General features: G+C 42.8%; 16 protein-coding genes. 5 read left to right on the forward strand and 11 right to left on the reverse strand.

The window, feature by feature from the left end:
• Positions 1 to 8 precede the first annotated feature (8 nt).
• Positions 9 to 638, reverse strand: coding sequence for a class I SAM-dependent methyltransferase (locus H0S56_RS01815; protein ID WP_195725533.1), 630 nt, complete (start codon positions 636 to 638; stop codon positions 9 to 11).
• A 190-nt stretch (positions 639 to 828) separates the two neighbouring features.
• Here H0S56_RS01815 and H0S56_RS01820 point away from each other — a divergent pair, with 190 nt between their 5' ends.
• Positions 829 to 1,392: a hypothetical protein gene (locus H0S56_RS01820; RefSeq protein ID WP_195725534.1), complete on the forward strand. Its 564-nt coding sequence runs from the start codon at positions 829 to 831 to the stop codon at positions 1,390 to 1,392.
• 73 nt (positions 1,393 to 1,465) lie between these two features.
• Here the strand turns inward: H0S56_RS01820 and H0S56_RS01825 are convergent, their stop codons facing one another.
• A complete protein-coding gene (locus H0S56_RS01825; protein ID WP_005101257.1) occupies positions 1,466 to 1,798 on the reverse strand; it encodes a HopJ type III effector protein in 333 nt (110 codons plus the stop codon).
• A gap of 175 nt (positions 1,799 to 1,973) precedes the next feature.
• Between H0S56_RS01825 and crcB the strand changes: the two genes are divergently transcribed.
• Entirely contained in the window at positions 1,974 to 2,354 is a 381-nt protein-coding gene (gene crcB, locus H0S56_RS01830) for a fluoride efflux transporter CrcB (RefSeq protein WP_005101255.1), read from the forward strand.
• A gap of 89 nt (positions 2,355 to 2,443) precedes the next feature.
• On the opposite strand, the gene H0S56_RS01835 is transcribed toward crcB, so the two are convergent.
• On the reverse strand, positions 2,444 to 2,695 hold the full coding sequence (locus tag H0S56_RS01835) for a type B 50S ribosomal protein L31 (RefSeq protein WP_195725535.1): 252 nt from the start codon (positions 2,693 to 2,695) through the stop codon (positions 2,444 to 2,446).
• Positions 2,696 to 2,791: 96 nt separating this feature from the next.
• Entirely contained in the window at positions 2,792 to 4,090 is a 1,299-nt protein-coding gene (locus H0S56_RS01840; protein ID WP_005248249.1) for an ABC1 kinase family protein, read from the reverse strand.
• Positions 4,091 to 4,375: 285 nt separating this feature from the next.
• Here H0S56_RS01840 and H0S56_RS01845 point away from each other — a divergent pair, with 285 nt between their 5' ends.
• The gene (locus tag H0S56_RS01845; RefSeq protein WP_195725536.1) at positions 4,376 to 4,588 is read left to right on the forward strand and encodes a DUF1737 domain-containing protein; all 213 of its coding nucleotides are present in this window, start codon (positions 4,376 to 4,378) and stop codon (positions 4,586 to 4,588) included.
• Positions 4,589 to 4,790: 202 nt separating this feature from the next.
• Here the strand turns inward: H0S56_RS01845 and H0S56_RS01850 are convergent, their stop codons facing one another.
• Both H0S56_RS01850 and H0S56_RS01855 read right to left on the reverse strand, forming a co-directional pair.
• Entirely contained in the window at positions 4,791 to 6,149 is a 1,359-nt protein-coding gene (locus tag H0S56_RS01850) for an MATE family efflux transporter (RefSeq protein WP_320157416.1), read from the reverse strand.
• 39 nt (positions 6,150 to 6,188) lie between these two features.
• Positions 6,189 to 6,647 (reverse strand): DMT family transporter, encoded by a 459-nt coding sequence (locus H0S56_RS01855; RefSeq protein ID WP_195725537.1) that lies wholly within the window; start codon positions 6,645 to 6,647, stop codon positions 6,189 to 6,191.
• A 126-nt stretch (positions 6,648 to 6,773) separates the two neighbouring features.
• Between H0S56_RS01855 and hemW the strand changes: the two genes are divergently transcribed.
• Entirely contained in the window at positions 6,774 to 7,928 is a 1,155-nt protein-coding gene (hemW, locus tag H0S56_RS01860; protein ID WP_195725538.1) for a radical SAM family heme chaperone HemW, read from the forward strand.
• Positions 7,929 to 8,100: 172 nt separating this feature from the next.
• Positions 8,101 to 9,045 carry an HNH endonuclease gene (locus H0S56_RS01865; protein WP_195725539.1) on the forward strand — a complete coding sequence of 315 codons (945 nt, stop codon included), beginning with the start codon at positions 8,101 to 8,103 and terminating at the stop codon, positions 9,043 to 9,045.
• A gap of 77 nt (positions 9,046 to 9,122) precedes the next feature.
• Here H0S56_RS01865 and H0S56_RS01870 read toward each other — a convergent pair whose 3' ends face one another.
• The 5 genes from H0S56_RS01870 to hemF all read right to left on the reverse strand — a co-directional run bounded on the left by H0S56_RS01870 (position 9,123) and on the right by hemF (position 14,087).
• Entirely contained in the window at positions 9,123 to 9,332 is a 210-nt protein-coding gene (locus tag H0S56_RS01870) for a cold-shock protein (protein ID WP_004281542.1), read from the reverse strand.
• 347 nt (positions 9,333 to 9,679) lie between these two features.
• Complete coding sequence (locus H0S56_RS01875) at positions 9,680 to 11,503, reverse strand: acyl-CoA dehydrogenase C-terminal domain-containing protein (protein ID WP_085064904.1); 1,824 nt, start codon at positions 11,501 to 11,503, stop codon at positions 9,680 to 9,682.
• Between the two features lie 398 nt (positions 11,504 to 11,901).
• A complete protein-coding gene (gene aroE / locus H0S56_RS01880; protein ID WP_195725540.1) occupies positions 11,902 to 12,690 on the reverse strand; it encodes a shikimate dehydrogenase in 789 nt (262 codons plus the stop codon).
• 99 nt (positions 12,691 to 12,789) lie between these two features.
• The gene (locus H0S56_RS01885; protein ID WP_004281539.1) at positions 12,790 to 12,996 is read right to left on the reverse strand and encodes a hypothetical protein; all 207 of its coding nucleotides are present in this window, start codon (positions 12,994 to 12,996) and stop codon (positions 12,790 to 12,792) included.
• A gap of 134 nt (positions 12,997 to 13,130) precedes the next feature.
• Entirely contained in the window at positions 13,131 to 14,087 is a 957-nt protein-coding gene (gene hemF, locus H0S56_RS01890) for an oxygen-dependent coproporphyrinogen oxidase (protein ID WP_195725541.1), read from the reverse strand.
• Between the last annotated feature and the right edge of the window lie 20 nt (positions 14,088 to 14,107).

Genomic DNA, 14,107 nt, shown 5'->3' on the forward strand with positions numbered 1-14,107 from the left:
GTCGTAAATTAGCTTCCTGGTTTACGAACACGTGCTAACAACATACGTTGGCCAATCTTGGGTATACCCTCGGCATCTACATAACTTAAAGTTTCTATTTCAAAACCGGTTTCCAGCAAGGCGGTCTCAATATCCCGATTCAGATGACAGCCATCTGCGACTTTCTTTTGAATGGGAGTGAGTAAATGTTGTAGACGCTGAATATTTAAATTTTGTCGATTCAGAACATGTTCGACGACATGTAAAGTTCCACCCGGTTGTAGCACACGATAAATTTCCTGCAGGCTCTGTTCCAGCTCTGCAATACTACAAAGCGTCCAGGTAGACACAATATTTTCCACACTATTTTCGGCAAAAGGCAAAAGTTCTACGCTGGCCTGAATATGCTCGACCTGAAAAGCGGTCTGTTGAATTCGTGATTCTGCCAGTTTGAAGATCGCCGGATTTGGTTCTAGCGCATAGACCTTATCAACCGATTGATAAAAAGGTAGATTCAAGCCGGTACCAAAACCAATTTCCAGCACTTCACTAGAAATGTCTAAAAGCAATTCACGACGCAAGTCCATCAAGGATGGTGTTTGCATCACCTGATTCAGCAGATGCGGAAAGATATGTTGTTGATAAAGTTTATACAGCATTTGAGTTATTTTAATTTAATAGAAATACGTTCTAGCTTAACTGAAAAATAAAATGACAGGCATTATAGAGCTGACTAAATACGTGCAATTTGTTACCAAGTTCAACTGTTTATTCATTAAAAAATCCGTAAGATCATGGAAGATATCCTTAAAACGTTTGATCAACTTGATTAGGATTAGATTAAAAATTATGCTCAAATACTTTAAACATTATGCTTTGCTGGCCAGCCTGTTGCTGCCTATTTCGGGCTATAGCTCGGTCGACCACAATATTGCCAAAGGTTTGCCTCCTGTCGTTAAAGGCCAGTCAATTTCGGTCTTGCAGCCTTTTAAAGGTGATTTTCGTATTCTGGGTTCCAAGGTTTATAGTTCTGACCCGCAAGCCAAATTCTCTCCGATTGATTATGCTGTCAGTTGGGGGCTGTTTGCCGAACCTGAAATTTCTCGACATATCACGGTCAATCAATATGACCGCTATTTGAACTGGAAAATGGATCGGGTGCCAGTGCCGGTAGAACAAGCCAAGCAGATGGTGTCCAATATGCATATCATTCCCGCTAACCCTGAAATTGCTAAGGCAATTAAAAAGGTAAAGCGTGGCGATCTGGTGCGTATGCAAGGGGAACTGGTTGAAGTGCGTGACAAAGATCTGGTCTGGAAATCGTCTTTAACGCCGACCGATACGGGTGATGGTGCCTGTGAAGTTTTCCGCGTCAGTTCCATTAAGTGGATTGAAAAAGTCGGTAAGAGCTAAAACAGACATCCTATACACTTCTGAGTTGTATAAAAAACCGCTCCTTTGAGCGGTTTTTTTATCTGCTTAGGACTTACTTCGCAGTTAAAGCCTGACCTTCAAAGGCAATTCCATCCCAGCCATTGAGCATAAACTGGCGGATATTCTGATGATCAGTCGCCTCTGGCGTCGCCAGTACAGAAGCATAATGCTCAGCAAACAGGCTTAAGGTCTGTGCCTGATCCAGACCATTTAATTGTGCAAAAGAAAAGACTTTGGCGCTGCCCTGGTTTTCTGTGGCCGCATTATTCTGCTGGCCATTTTTAAATGCAGTCGGTGTATGCGTATAACGCGATTCGATATAAGTAATCACATCTGCAAATTTTGCTTCGCCTGCTGCCAACTGGGCCAATAAATCCTGTGCCATGCTGTTTTTCCTGTGCCATTCATGAAAATTGGATGCAATAAATATAGCAATTTTCTTGCGAAGTTCCATGGTATTTCATTGATTTTCGGTTCAAGATAACAGTGAAAATTATCCATGATGAATATGAAACTTTGGATAAAATAAACTTGATCAATAAATAGAACAGGAAAAAAATATGGGCTGGCTTTGGGTGGCAATGGGTGGGGCAATCGGTGCCAGTCTGCGTTATGCAGCCGGACTTTGGCTGTTCAAACCACAAATGCAATTTCCTTGGCCCACCTGGTGGATCAATATTCTGGGCTGTTTATGTGCCGGGATTTTTTTTGCCTGTAGCCAAAAGTATCCAGTACTCCAACAAGAAGCTCGTCTGTTTTTAATGGTGGGAATTCTCGGTGGTTTTACCACATTTTCCAGTTTCGGTCTGGAAAGCTTTTTGTTATTCAAGCAAGGTGCTATGGGCCTAGCGCTGTTATATGCATTATCCAGCTTAATTGTCGGCATTATTGTTCTGGCGCTGGGCTTTTATTTAACTTCAATCGTATTGGCACAGAGTTAAAATAAGCGCATAAAAAAGTCAGGAAATTGGAGGTCATTTCCTGACATAAACCACGATTTAAATCTTAAGATAACTGAGGGTTTTCGGTTTTAGCCCCGTTTAAAGCGGCCAAAACGTTTGTTAAAGCTTGCCACACGTCCTTCATTGTTGGTCTGACGTTGCTCACCCGTATAGAAAGGATGTGATGCACTCGAAATATCTAGTGTTACATAAGGATATGTTTTACCTTGATATTCTTTAGTTTGGCTCGAGTTCATCGTGCTGCCAATCACGAAATAGGCATCGGCATTGGTATCATGGAATAACACTTCACGATACTCGGGATGGATATCTGAACGCATATCTAACTTCCTCATGATTCTTGATTAAATGTTATAATGTAACATTTGATATTTCAAGTAATCTAGGGTTACAGCGTGTAAGCCTATCGTCTCAACTTAGCTTCGACTCGGTACCAGTTCTTCAAATACATCACTTAAATCATCATGTACTTTGAGATGAATCAGGTTCCAGTATTGTCCTGAAATTGTGCGATTCACCATCAAGGTATCAGGAGAGGGCTTAAATACATCCCAATATTTCAACGAAGGTTTCAGCAACTCCATCCCATCATGATGCGCTGAGTTTTCGGCAAAATCATAGTCAGTGACCAGAGGACGCATGAGCACTTCCAGCCACTGTTCATATAATTCTTTCGGGAATTTTCCAGTTTCAGTCAAGGAATGCAGCGCATCCAGCTGTTGCTCGATCACGGGAATATTCTTCTCGCGTGCAGCATGGATCAGTTCCCTAAAATGTCCAATCACTTCAGTCGATAAGGTTTTGACGCCACCATAGTCATAAACAATCACAGAGCCATCTTCACGAAATGCAAAGTTGCCTGGATGCGGGTCACAGTGAAAGCGTTTCAGATAAAAAATTTCCTGACCAATGGCGCGGAAGAGGCGGCGGCCTAAAGCATTTCGGGTTTCGAGTGGCCAAGTGCTGGCAGTTTCGATACTTTCACCAAGCTCTTGGCTTAAGGTCAAAATATGTCGCGATGAATACTCATGAAACACTTTCGGAATCACAATTTTATTGTCCAGAGGCTCATGGAAGGCACGGGCGATTTCCAGATTCTGGGCTTCAATTTCATAGTTCAGCTCATTGTCCAGACTGTGCTGAATTTCTTTAAAAAGCTGATCCTGAAGTTTACGATCAATCTTTAATACGCCCATCATACGCAGTGCCAGACGGACTTGTTTCAGGTCGCTTTCGCAGGCTTCATCCACACCAGGATATTGTACTTTGACCACAACTTGCTGGCCATTCGGTAGGGTGGCTTTATGCACCTGACCAATCGAGGCCGCGGCAAATGGCTGCTCATCAAACTGCTGGAAAAGTTGCTGTAAAGGTTTACCCAATTCTTTTTCCACTTGTGCCTGAATTTCTTTAAACGGCATCGGTGGCGCCTGACGCTGTAACTTGGCAATGGCTTTAGCGACTTCGGGCGGGAAAACATCTTTATATTGAGAGGCGATCTGGCCAACTTTCATGACTGCGCCTTTCATTTCCCCCAAGGTATCCGCAATCTGCACACCAATATCCTGAAATAATTTACTGCGCGCAGTGTTTTTCTGCTCGTCATCGGCAGTTAAATTTTTAATGGAATTGGAGAGGGTTTTACCTGCAATACTTGCGGTCATTCCGGCAAGTTTCATAAAGCGACGACCGGGTGTGCTAGCCGTTTTTGCCATGCGAGATTCCTTGAAACCAACTATGAATGGATGTATTTGATCATAGGTGACAAAGGTTCAATTGCCTAGATTTAATTGTAGAGGTTGTGTTGTGATTTTCTTCAGCTTCTCCATGTTTAATGCATCATCTTTGATTTGATAAAAGATTTATCTTTATCTCCTTGGCTAAACTAAAAAATATGCCGGAATCCATCATCGTTTTAGATAAGGCTGAGTATTAATTCTGAATGTTGTTTTATGGCTAAAAGCTTAGAATAAACAGAGTGTAGTAATGAAGAAAATTCAATGAGAGTCTATCGATATTTTACCGGGAAAGATGATGTACATTTTTGTGCGCGAGTGACCCGTGCCTTAAATGAAGGTTATGAGCTATATGGTTCACCGACCATGACTTTTAATGGTACGGATGTAATTGTGGGGCAGGTGGTGATTAAAGATGTAGCGGATGAATCGGAGATTCCACAAAGATTCAAGGAAGCATTAGCTGCTAATTCTTAACTTCTACATGGAAATTAGAATGCTTAAGGCTATAGCCTCATCTTTTATTTTTATGCTGTCGCGTAGGCAGCTCTTACTTTTGTCATGACAAAAGTAACAGAACCATTTCGTTGGTCTGATGATACTTCCCTGTATCACAGCTCAATGGTGACATTCATGTCACCTACCCAATATTTAAGATTGCTTGAAAGTCGCTAAGTTTTTACAACTTTAAGCTTAAACGTCTGTTATTGCTATAGAGTCGTGCCAGCAATAAAACACAGGCAACACTCAGACCCACGATCAGGCCAACCCAAACACCGGCGGCGCCCATCTCGGTAAAGCGGGATAGATATACCCCGACCGGGAAGGCGATGACCCAGTAAGCCAGCATAGTAATCCACATTGGCCCCTTGGTATCCTGCATGCCGCGCAGACAACCTGCTGCACTGATCTGCCAGGCATCCATCAGCTGATAGGCAATGGCAAACAGAATCAGATACACCGCAATTTGGGTCACGATCAGATCTGAGGTGTAGAGCGCCACGATTTCATTGCGAAAAACCCAAAGCAGAATCATGGTCAGGATCGCCAGAATAGTGGCAGTGATCAGGCCGAGATATTGCACTTTACGCATCGCTTGCCAGTTCTGTTCACCATAGTAGGTGCCGACCCGAATAGTCAGGGCAATCGCCAGTGACATGGGAATCATGAACAGTTGTGAAGTGACAGAAATAGCAATCTGATGGGCAGCGACAATGGTCTCTCCCAAAGGACTCAGCACAATTGCTGCTGTACTGAAAATACTGACCTCAAAGAAGATCGCCAATCCAATCGGAAAACCCAGTTGCAGAATACGCTTCACCCATTCCGGGTTGATTTTTTCCCAGTGAGTAAAAGGTTGAGTACGCTGATAGGCTCTGTTTTTAAAGATATACAATGCCAGAGTCATGAGCATTAACCACTGCAAAATCGCTGTGGCAAACCCACAGCCTGCACTGCCTAGGACTGGAACAGGGCCAAGACCATACATAAAGATATAGTTCAGCGGAACCAGCAAAACCAGGGCCAATAAACTAATCACGGTGACCGGGCGAGGATTTCCAATCGCTTCTGAGTAGCCGCGTAAGGCTGCATACATGGTTACCGCAGGCATACCAAAACCAATCGCATGCAGGAATAAACTGGCTTTAGGCTGCAAGCTTTCCGGTACACCCAAGAGAGGTAAAAGGGCTGGCAAAACTTGTAGAATCAAGCCGGCAATTACCCCAAGAATCAGAGCAACCCAAAGCGATTGACGTGCAATGGTGGCAATTTTTTCAGGTGTACGTGCGCCGTTAGCTTCGGCAACCAAAGGCGTCGTGGCAATCATAATGCCACTAAACAGCAGCATCACCGGAATCCAGAGTCCTACTCCGACGGCAATCGCGGCAAGATCGGTAGCAGACAGGTGACCGGCCATAATGGTATCAATCAGGCCCAGACCAGCCTGAGAAAATTGGGTCACCAGAATAGGCAGCATCAGATGAAACAGTTTTTTTAATTCAAAACCAAAGGTTGTGACTGGTGAAACATTCGACACAAAAATTACTCATCGTGATCATGTGCTTAAATAGAAGGTTTAGCGTTGTAAAGTGAGAAGCACACCAATAAAAATTACCACGCCGCCTAAAAGACGTTGCCAGTTAACCGGCAATTTTTCATTACCCAATAATCCCAGATGATCGACCAGCATCGACATTACCATCTGACCAAAAATAATGAGACCGCTAAGAACCAGAAAGCCAAGTTTGGGTGCTGCATAAATGCTCATACTAATCGCGTATACACCCACAATTCCCCCGAGCCATAAATACCAGGGAACACTCATCAATTCCTGTAAACCGGGTTTGGGATTGGACTGAAAAAGTACGATTACGGCGAGCACTATTGTACCAATCAAAAAGGAAAAAAATGCAGCTTGAATAGGAGAATATAAATATTCTTTCAGTTGTGTATTAATTGCGGTCTGGAGTGTCAATAAAACACCGATTGCAAAAACCAAAGGAAGTAAAATAATAAGTTGAGAAGATATTTTCATAATTTTAACTGACTAATTCTATTTAAATTTTTAGACATATCACACGATCAAATTTAATTTTAGCAGTGTTGCCGCCGAGTCATGTTAAAATTCCGCTATATCTTGTAATCGTTTTTGAGTAGTTCTTTGGCTGAATTGAATCCTGCTGCTGTCCCTTTGTCCTTATATATTCATATGCCTTGGTGTGTGCGCAAATGTCCTTATTGTGACTTCAATTCGCATGCGGTTCCAGATGGTCAGCTATCACTGGAATTGGAACAGGAATATTTACGAGCATTGGTTGAAGACTTTAAAACTCAGGTCGATTTTGCCCAAGGCCGGCAGATTCACAGTGTCTTTATTGGTGGGGGAACGCCGTCACTGATTTCTGCCCCAGGTTATCAATGGTTATTTGATCAGCTCAAAGCCATTATTCCCTTTGCTGAAGACTGTGAAATTACGCTGGAAGCCAATCCCGGCACGGTTGAACATGATCCGTTTGCCGGTTATTTGCAGGCCGGTATTAATCGTCTGTCGATTGGGGTACAGAGTTTTAATACCGATCATCTCAAGCGTTTGGGACGGATTCACAGCAATGAAGATGCAATTTCTGCCATTGGGTTGGCATGTGAAGCAGGTTTTCAGCGGATCAATGTTGACTTGATGCATGGTTTGCCGGAACAGACTTTAGAACAGGCTTTGCATGATTTAAAATTGGCAGTGGAGCAGGGTGCTACCCATATTTCCTGGTATCAGTTGACGATTGAGCCAAATACGGTATTTTTCCGGACTCAACCGATTTTGCCTGTCGATGAAGTATTGGAAGATATTCAGGAGCAGGGTGAGCTTTACTTAAAAGCTCAGGGTTTTGTCAACTATGAAGTCTCGGCTTGGCGTAAAGAGCTACCTTCAGCGCATAATCTGAATTACTGGCAGTTTGGCGATTATCTGGCGATTGGTGCCGGAGCACATGGCAAAGTGACTCAGCCAGATGGTGTGTATCGGTTCCAGAAAACCCGGTTACCTAAAGATTACTTAGCCAAAGTACCTGCCGAGCATGTGCAGTTTAAGCGCATTGAAGATGCCGACCTGCCTTTTGAATTTATGATGAATGCGTTACGTTTAAATCAGGGTGTGGAAGCCAAACTCTATGCCGAACGTACCGGTTTGAGTCTGGATACTTTACATGAGTTGCTGAGCTCTTTGCGTGACAGAAAATTAATGGTCGATGATCAAAACCGGCTTTCATGTACCGAGCAGGGGCATATCTTTTTAAATTCGGTACTGGAAGAATTTCTTTAATTATTTAATTTCCCCATTGTTCTAAAAGAAACCCTAATAGGATTCTATTGGGTTTTTTTATTGCCTTAAATAAAATGCCTAAATTCTGATTGACGCTTTCTTAGAGAGAAGTTTTCTGAGAATATTCAAAGATTAAATTAAATGAATATTATAATTTCTAGAGGGTGGGCAGGTGGATACATTATGGGATTTTCAACAGCTGGATTTAACTAATACCCGATTCTTTATTTTTGATAGTAAAAGTGATCATCTGGTTTATGAAGATCGGGACTTTAAAGAATATCATTGGGATCAGTCTAAATATAATCGAGTCAGGGAAGGGGATTTCTTTTTATATCGACGACCGCAAAAAGCCTCTGAAATTAAAAATCAATTCTATCTTTATGGTGCAGGCCGTATAGCCAAGATTATTGCACCTACTGCCATTCCTCAAAATCATCAAAAACGCCGAACCAAACCGGTCTTTGCGAAAGTGATCGATGGTATACGTTTTATAGATCCTATTCTGCAGTCCGATTTGGAAGATTTTCAATGGACTTTTAAACCACGCGGAAATACTTGGGAACATTTTTTTCAACAATATGGCATGAATGAGATCACGGCAGATGATTTTTGGCGATTACTTAAATTAGCAGGAAGAGGAGAAAAACAGGATGCTTTGTTAGATACGCATTTACGTCAAGAAATCCTCGATTATAGTGTTGAAGATCAATATGCCAATGTAAAAGTTCGCGGTTCGCCACACCAGGAATTTGCTTTACAAGTTAAACTTAATTATCAATATCAATGTGCGATCTCTGGTATTAAGACCAAAGCCTTTTTAGTGGCTTCTCATATCGTACCTTGGTCTGAAAATCAGGTACATAGAAGAAATCCGCGTAATGGAATTTGTTTATCTTCTTTATTGGATCAAGCTTTCGATCAGGGATTTATCACGCTAGATAAAGGGCTTAAAGTGTGTATTGCGAATCAAGCCAAGCAAGATGCAAGTTTATACGCCTATTTAAAACTTTATCACGGTAAACGAATCGACGTACCAAAACGTTTTGCCCCTGATCCGGTATTTTTAGCCTGGCATAGAGCACACCGTTTTTTAGAACAACCCAATGATCTTTAAAAGCGAGCGGTATGAGAGAAATGATAGGCACAAAAAAAGCACTCTAAGAGTGCTTTTTTCAATATCTTGCTTCTAAATTATAGAGCAACGATATTTACAGCTGTCGGGCCTTTTTGACCTTGAGCTACGCTGAAAGAAACCTTTTGGCCTTCAACTAAAGTTTTGAAACCTGAACCAGTGATTTCGCTGAAATGAGCAAAAACGTCTGGACCTGATTCTTGTTGAATGAAACCAAAACCTTTAGTTTCGTTGAACCATTTTACTGTACCGTTAACTGTATTAGACATAATATAACCTATTGAATCGTATGAATTTATAGCCAAAATTTCAGATGACTAACTGTAACTTTGAAAAATAAAAAGGATGGAGCTTTTTGATCTGTAATACGAAGGTTTATGACTAAAACTGCGATACTTAAAAGAAGACTAACCAAAACAAGAATTTTTCTAGTTGGGATTATCATACCGCTTATTTTCAGATATACAAGCGTTTTATTTGGCTAATTTATTAGGATGTTGAAAAATATAAAATTAAATTTGTATATTTTCTATCCAGAAAGGTTTTTTAAGTTAAACAAGGGTATCTACATCAATAAAAAGAGCGCCGAAGCGCCCTTTTTAACTCAATTTACAGCTTAGTAGTCAAAGCTAAAGTGTTCTGGTGCCAGTGCCGTCATGGTTTTAGAGGGATTCACCATCGCTTCAGCATGACCTTGAGTACGTGGCAGAATACGTTCAAAGTAGAAATCAGCAGTTTTGATTTTTGCTTTATAGAACTCTGGTACTTCAGCACCTTCGCCAGATGCCAGTTTGGCTGAAGCGACTGCAGCTTGCTGTGCCCAGAAGTATGCCATCATTACATAACCGGAGAACATCAAGAAATCGACTGATGCAGAAGAAACGATGTCGCGGTCCTTACGTGCAGCCAGCATGATACGCACAGTTAGTGCATTCCACTGTGCACAGAGCTTGGTTAAATCCCAGGCAAAGCGGCGCATGTATTTATTGCGTGCATGCTGACCGCAGAATTTCAGGATTTCAGCAGTGTAATCACGAATAACTTTACCTTTTGATGTCAACAGCACTTTACGGCCAATCAGATCCAGTGCCTGAACACCTGTTGTGCCTTCATACAGGGTAGAGATACGTGAGTCACGTACGATCTGTTCCATGCCCCATTCTTTGATATAGCCATGTCCACCGAAGACTTGCATACCGTGATTTGATGCCTCATAACCCATTTCGGTCAGGAAGCCTTTCAGGATTGGAGTATAGAACCCAAGATGGTCATCATGCTGTTCAAATGCTGCAGTATCGCCACGCAGCAAAGCATCATTCATGTTGTCGGCAATTTTTGCTGCATGATAAATCATGGCACGGCCACCTTCAGCAATGGCTTTTTGCGTCAATAGCATACGGCGGACATCAGCATGGTGAATGATCGCATCCGCTACTTTTTCCGGATCTTTTTTGCCAGACAGGGCGCGCATTGACATACGCTCTTTGGCATACGGTAAAGCACCCTGGAATGACAATTCAGCATGACAAATACCCTGAATCGCAGTACCAATACGCGCCGTGTTCATAAAGGTGAACATAGCGTGCAAGCCTTTATTCGGTTCGCCAATCAGGTAGCCAGTCGCATTGTCAAAATTCAGTACAGCCGTTGCTGAAGCGCGAATCCCCATTTTGTGTTCAATCGAACCGCAGTTCACTGGATTACGCTCGCCGATCCCGCCATCTGCAGCAGCAATAAATTTCGGTACGATAAACAGAGAAATCCCTTTGGTACCTTGCGGCGCATCTGGAAGGCGTGCCAGTACGATATGTACGATATTTTCAGTCAGGTCGTGCTCACCTGCGGAAATAAAGATTTTGGTGCCTGAAATGGCATAGCTGCCATCTTCTTTCGGCTCTGCTTTGGTCTTAACTTGACCCAAGTCAGTACCACATTGCGGCTCAGTCAGACACATGGTGCCCGCCCAAGTTCCTGCAACTAAGTGAGGCAGATACGTGTTTTTCTGCTCATCGGTACCATATTGCATGATAGTGTTGATACAACCCACACTTAAACCCGGATACATCTGGAATGACCAGTTTGCAGTCCCCATCATTTCCGATTTGATCAGGTTTAAAGACATTGGCAGGTTTTGGCCACCAAATTCTTCAGGATAAGACAGACCTTGCCAGCCACCTTGTACGAACTGGTCGTAAGCTTCTTTAAAGCCTTTCGGTGTTTTTACTTCGCCATTTTCAAAATGACAGCCTTCTTCATCACCGCTTTGATTCAACGGCGACAGTACATTTTCACAGAAATCTGCAGCGCCTTCTAAGATCATATCTACCGTGTCGGCATCGGCATATTCACCATTCGACAAATTCTGGTAGTGCGCAGGGTAGTCAAGCACTTCATTCATAAGGAAGCGAATGTCGTGTAAAGGGGCTTTATATGCTGGCATGCGTTTAATCCTGATTGAAATTAGTTTTGGATTATCTGTATCGATTCTTTGATTATTCACATTCGGGATAAAAAAACATTGATGAATTCAGTGAATAAAAATGTCAGAAAAGCGAATCGATTTTTAAGGCTAATGAATGAAATCATCGAATTTCATCATTAGGTATTTACATTACAGGAAGATTAAAAACTTGTTATATCAATGGAATTTAATGAGTTAAAAGGTGATTTTTCCAGTATATTTTTGTATGAATTGTGCTCGGATTCAGGTGGCAAAATAACTCATTTTAAAATGTCATTAAAACCAATCCATGGTTTTTCAGCTTATAAAAAGTAGTAAGAGGGAAGTAAAGGGTTGCAGTTGCAACCCGAACTGAACTCATTAGAGAGATAGGGGTTTTAAAGAAACTCTTTTAAATCCGGTTTGATACCATTCCAGATGTAAAAAGATTCAATTGCTTGACCGACCAGCATGCCAAAGCCTTCAGATGTCGGTACACCGCGTACTTTGGCCTGATCCAGAAATGAAGACGGTTTGCCATAAGCCATTTCATAGGCCCGTTTAAACTGTAACGCCTCTGGTAAAACCAAAGCATCACCACTGAGGCTTGCAGAGGTGGCGTTAATCACCAGATCAAATTTACCGGCTAAATTATCTAGTGAAATCGCCTGTAATTCGACTTGCGGTACGGCATCCTGAAGATCATGGACCAGTTGTTCCGCCCGTGCCAAGGTACGATTGGCGATCACGATTTTTTTCGCACCTGCCTGGGCTAGGGGATAGATTACACCACGCGTGGCACCGCCTGCACCAATAATTAAAATATCTGTATTTTCCAGTGGCCAATCTAGTGCTCGAATTGCTTCAACCAGTCCCTGACCATCGGTATTGTCGCCATGCAGCACACCATTTTCCATCCATAGCGTATTCACGGCTTTGGCAATTTTGGCCCGTTCACTCAGCACCTGACAGTGGGCAAAAGCCTGTTCTTTAAAGGGGACAGTAACATTCATGCCACTACCGCCATTGCTAAAGAATTCCTGAATGTTGGCTACGAAGCCATCCAGTGGCGCCAGACGCTTGGTGTAACTCAGGTCGACACCAGTTTTAGCAGCAAAGGCGTGATGCAATTCTGGAGAACGTGATTGTTCAATCGGGTTACCAATCACGGAAAATTGTTTGCTCATTTCACAATGTCCATGTGCGGAAATGGCCATCAATATACGTGAAAAAGCGCAGAGACTAAAGCCTGCGCGATTTTAAATTGCTGTTAAGTGATCCGGGTTTTAGGAACTGCAAATATCCATAATATGTTCCGCAAACATCAGCGCCATACTGAGAACAACCCCAAACCCAGTCAGGATACTCACCAGAATAGCGGCGCCATCCAGAATCAGGTTGTGACTCAAAATTGCGGTACTCATCGCGCTGATGGCGAGAGCCAGAAAAAGCCAAAAGGCCAACACAGGTAGATTTAATTGAAGATTATGCATTGTTATTCTCACTAAACATCAAATGGAATATGATCGATGTAGCGATAGGGTGCCGCGATCAAATCAGGTATTTCTATGCAGCAGTATAGAGGATATATCTATTAAAACAGCCCTCTATTTGAGGGCCGTTTGTATCATTTCATTGCGTTGGATTTTAATTCTGTTAACCAGTTATGTGGTTTCAGGTAGTAATCTGTTAAACGTTTTTCCGGTGAGCCCTCATCCCATTCAGGGCGATATGACCATCCGGTAAGCGGGGGCAGGCTGACCAGAATCGATTCAATCCGGCCACCAGTCTGCAAGCCAAACAGGGTGCCGCGGTCATAAACCAGATTGTATTCCACATAACGACCGCGACGGTATAACTGAAACTCGCGTTGTGCTTCGGTATAAGGCTTATCCTGATTGCGCTGGAAAATCGGCAGAATGGCTTCTAGATATCCATTGCCTACAGCCTGCATATACTGGAAACAGGTTTCAAAATCCCATTGATTCAGGTCGTCAAAAAACAAGCCGCCAACGCCACGCTGTTCATCACGATGTTTCAGATAAAAGTAATCATCACACCATTGTTTATGTTCAGGATAAACCTCTTCGCCGAATGGCGCACATAGATCATGCGCCGTTTGATGCCAAGACAGTACATCTTCATTATTCGGATAAAACGGGGTCAGGTCAAAACCGCCACCAAACCACCAAATCGGATCTTGGCCTTCTTTTTCAGCCACAAATAAACGCACGTTGGCATGCGAAGTCGGTATATTCGGGTTTTTTGGATGGATGACCAGTGATACCCCCATCGCTTGCGCTTTGGCACCGGCAATATTGGGATGGCGTTCGGTCGCAGAAGCAGGTAGCTTGGAAATGTTGATGTGGGAGAACATTACCCCACCTTTTTCAATCACCGTACCATTTTGCAAAACACGTGAACGGCCACCACCACCTTCTGGACGCTCCCAGTCATCGATGATAAATTCGGCCGTACCGCCGCCAGCACGTTCCTGCTGTTCTAATGCTGCACAAATCCGTGCCTGCAAGTCGAGGAGAAATTCACGAACGTGTTGAATATCCGTAGATGTAGGATGCTGCATCAGAGCCCTCGTAGGGAAAT

The sequence above is a fragment of the Acinetobacter lwoffii genome, from assembly GCF_015602705.1.
Classification (GTDB): Bacteria; Pseudomonadota; Gammaproteobacteria; order Pseudomonadales; family Moraxellaceae; genus Acinetobacter; species Acinetobacter lwoffii_E.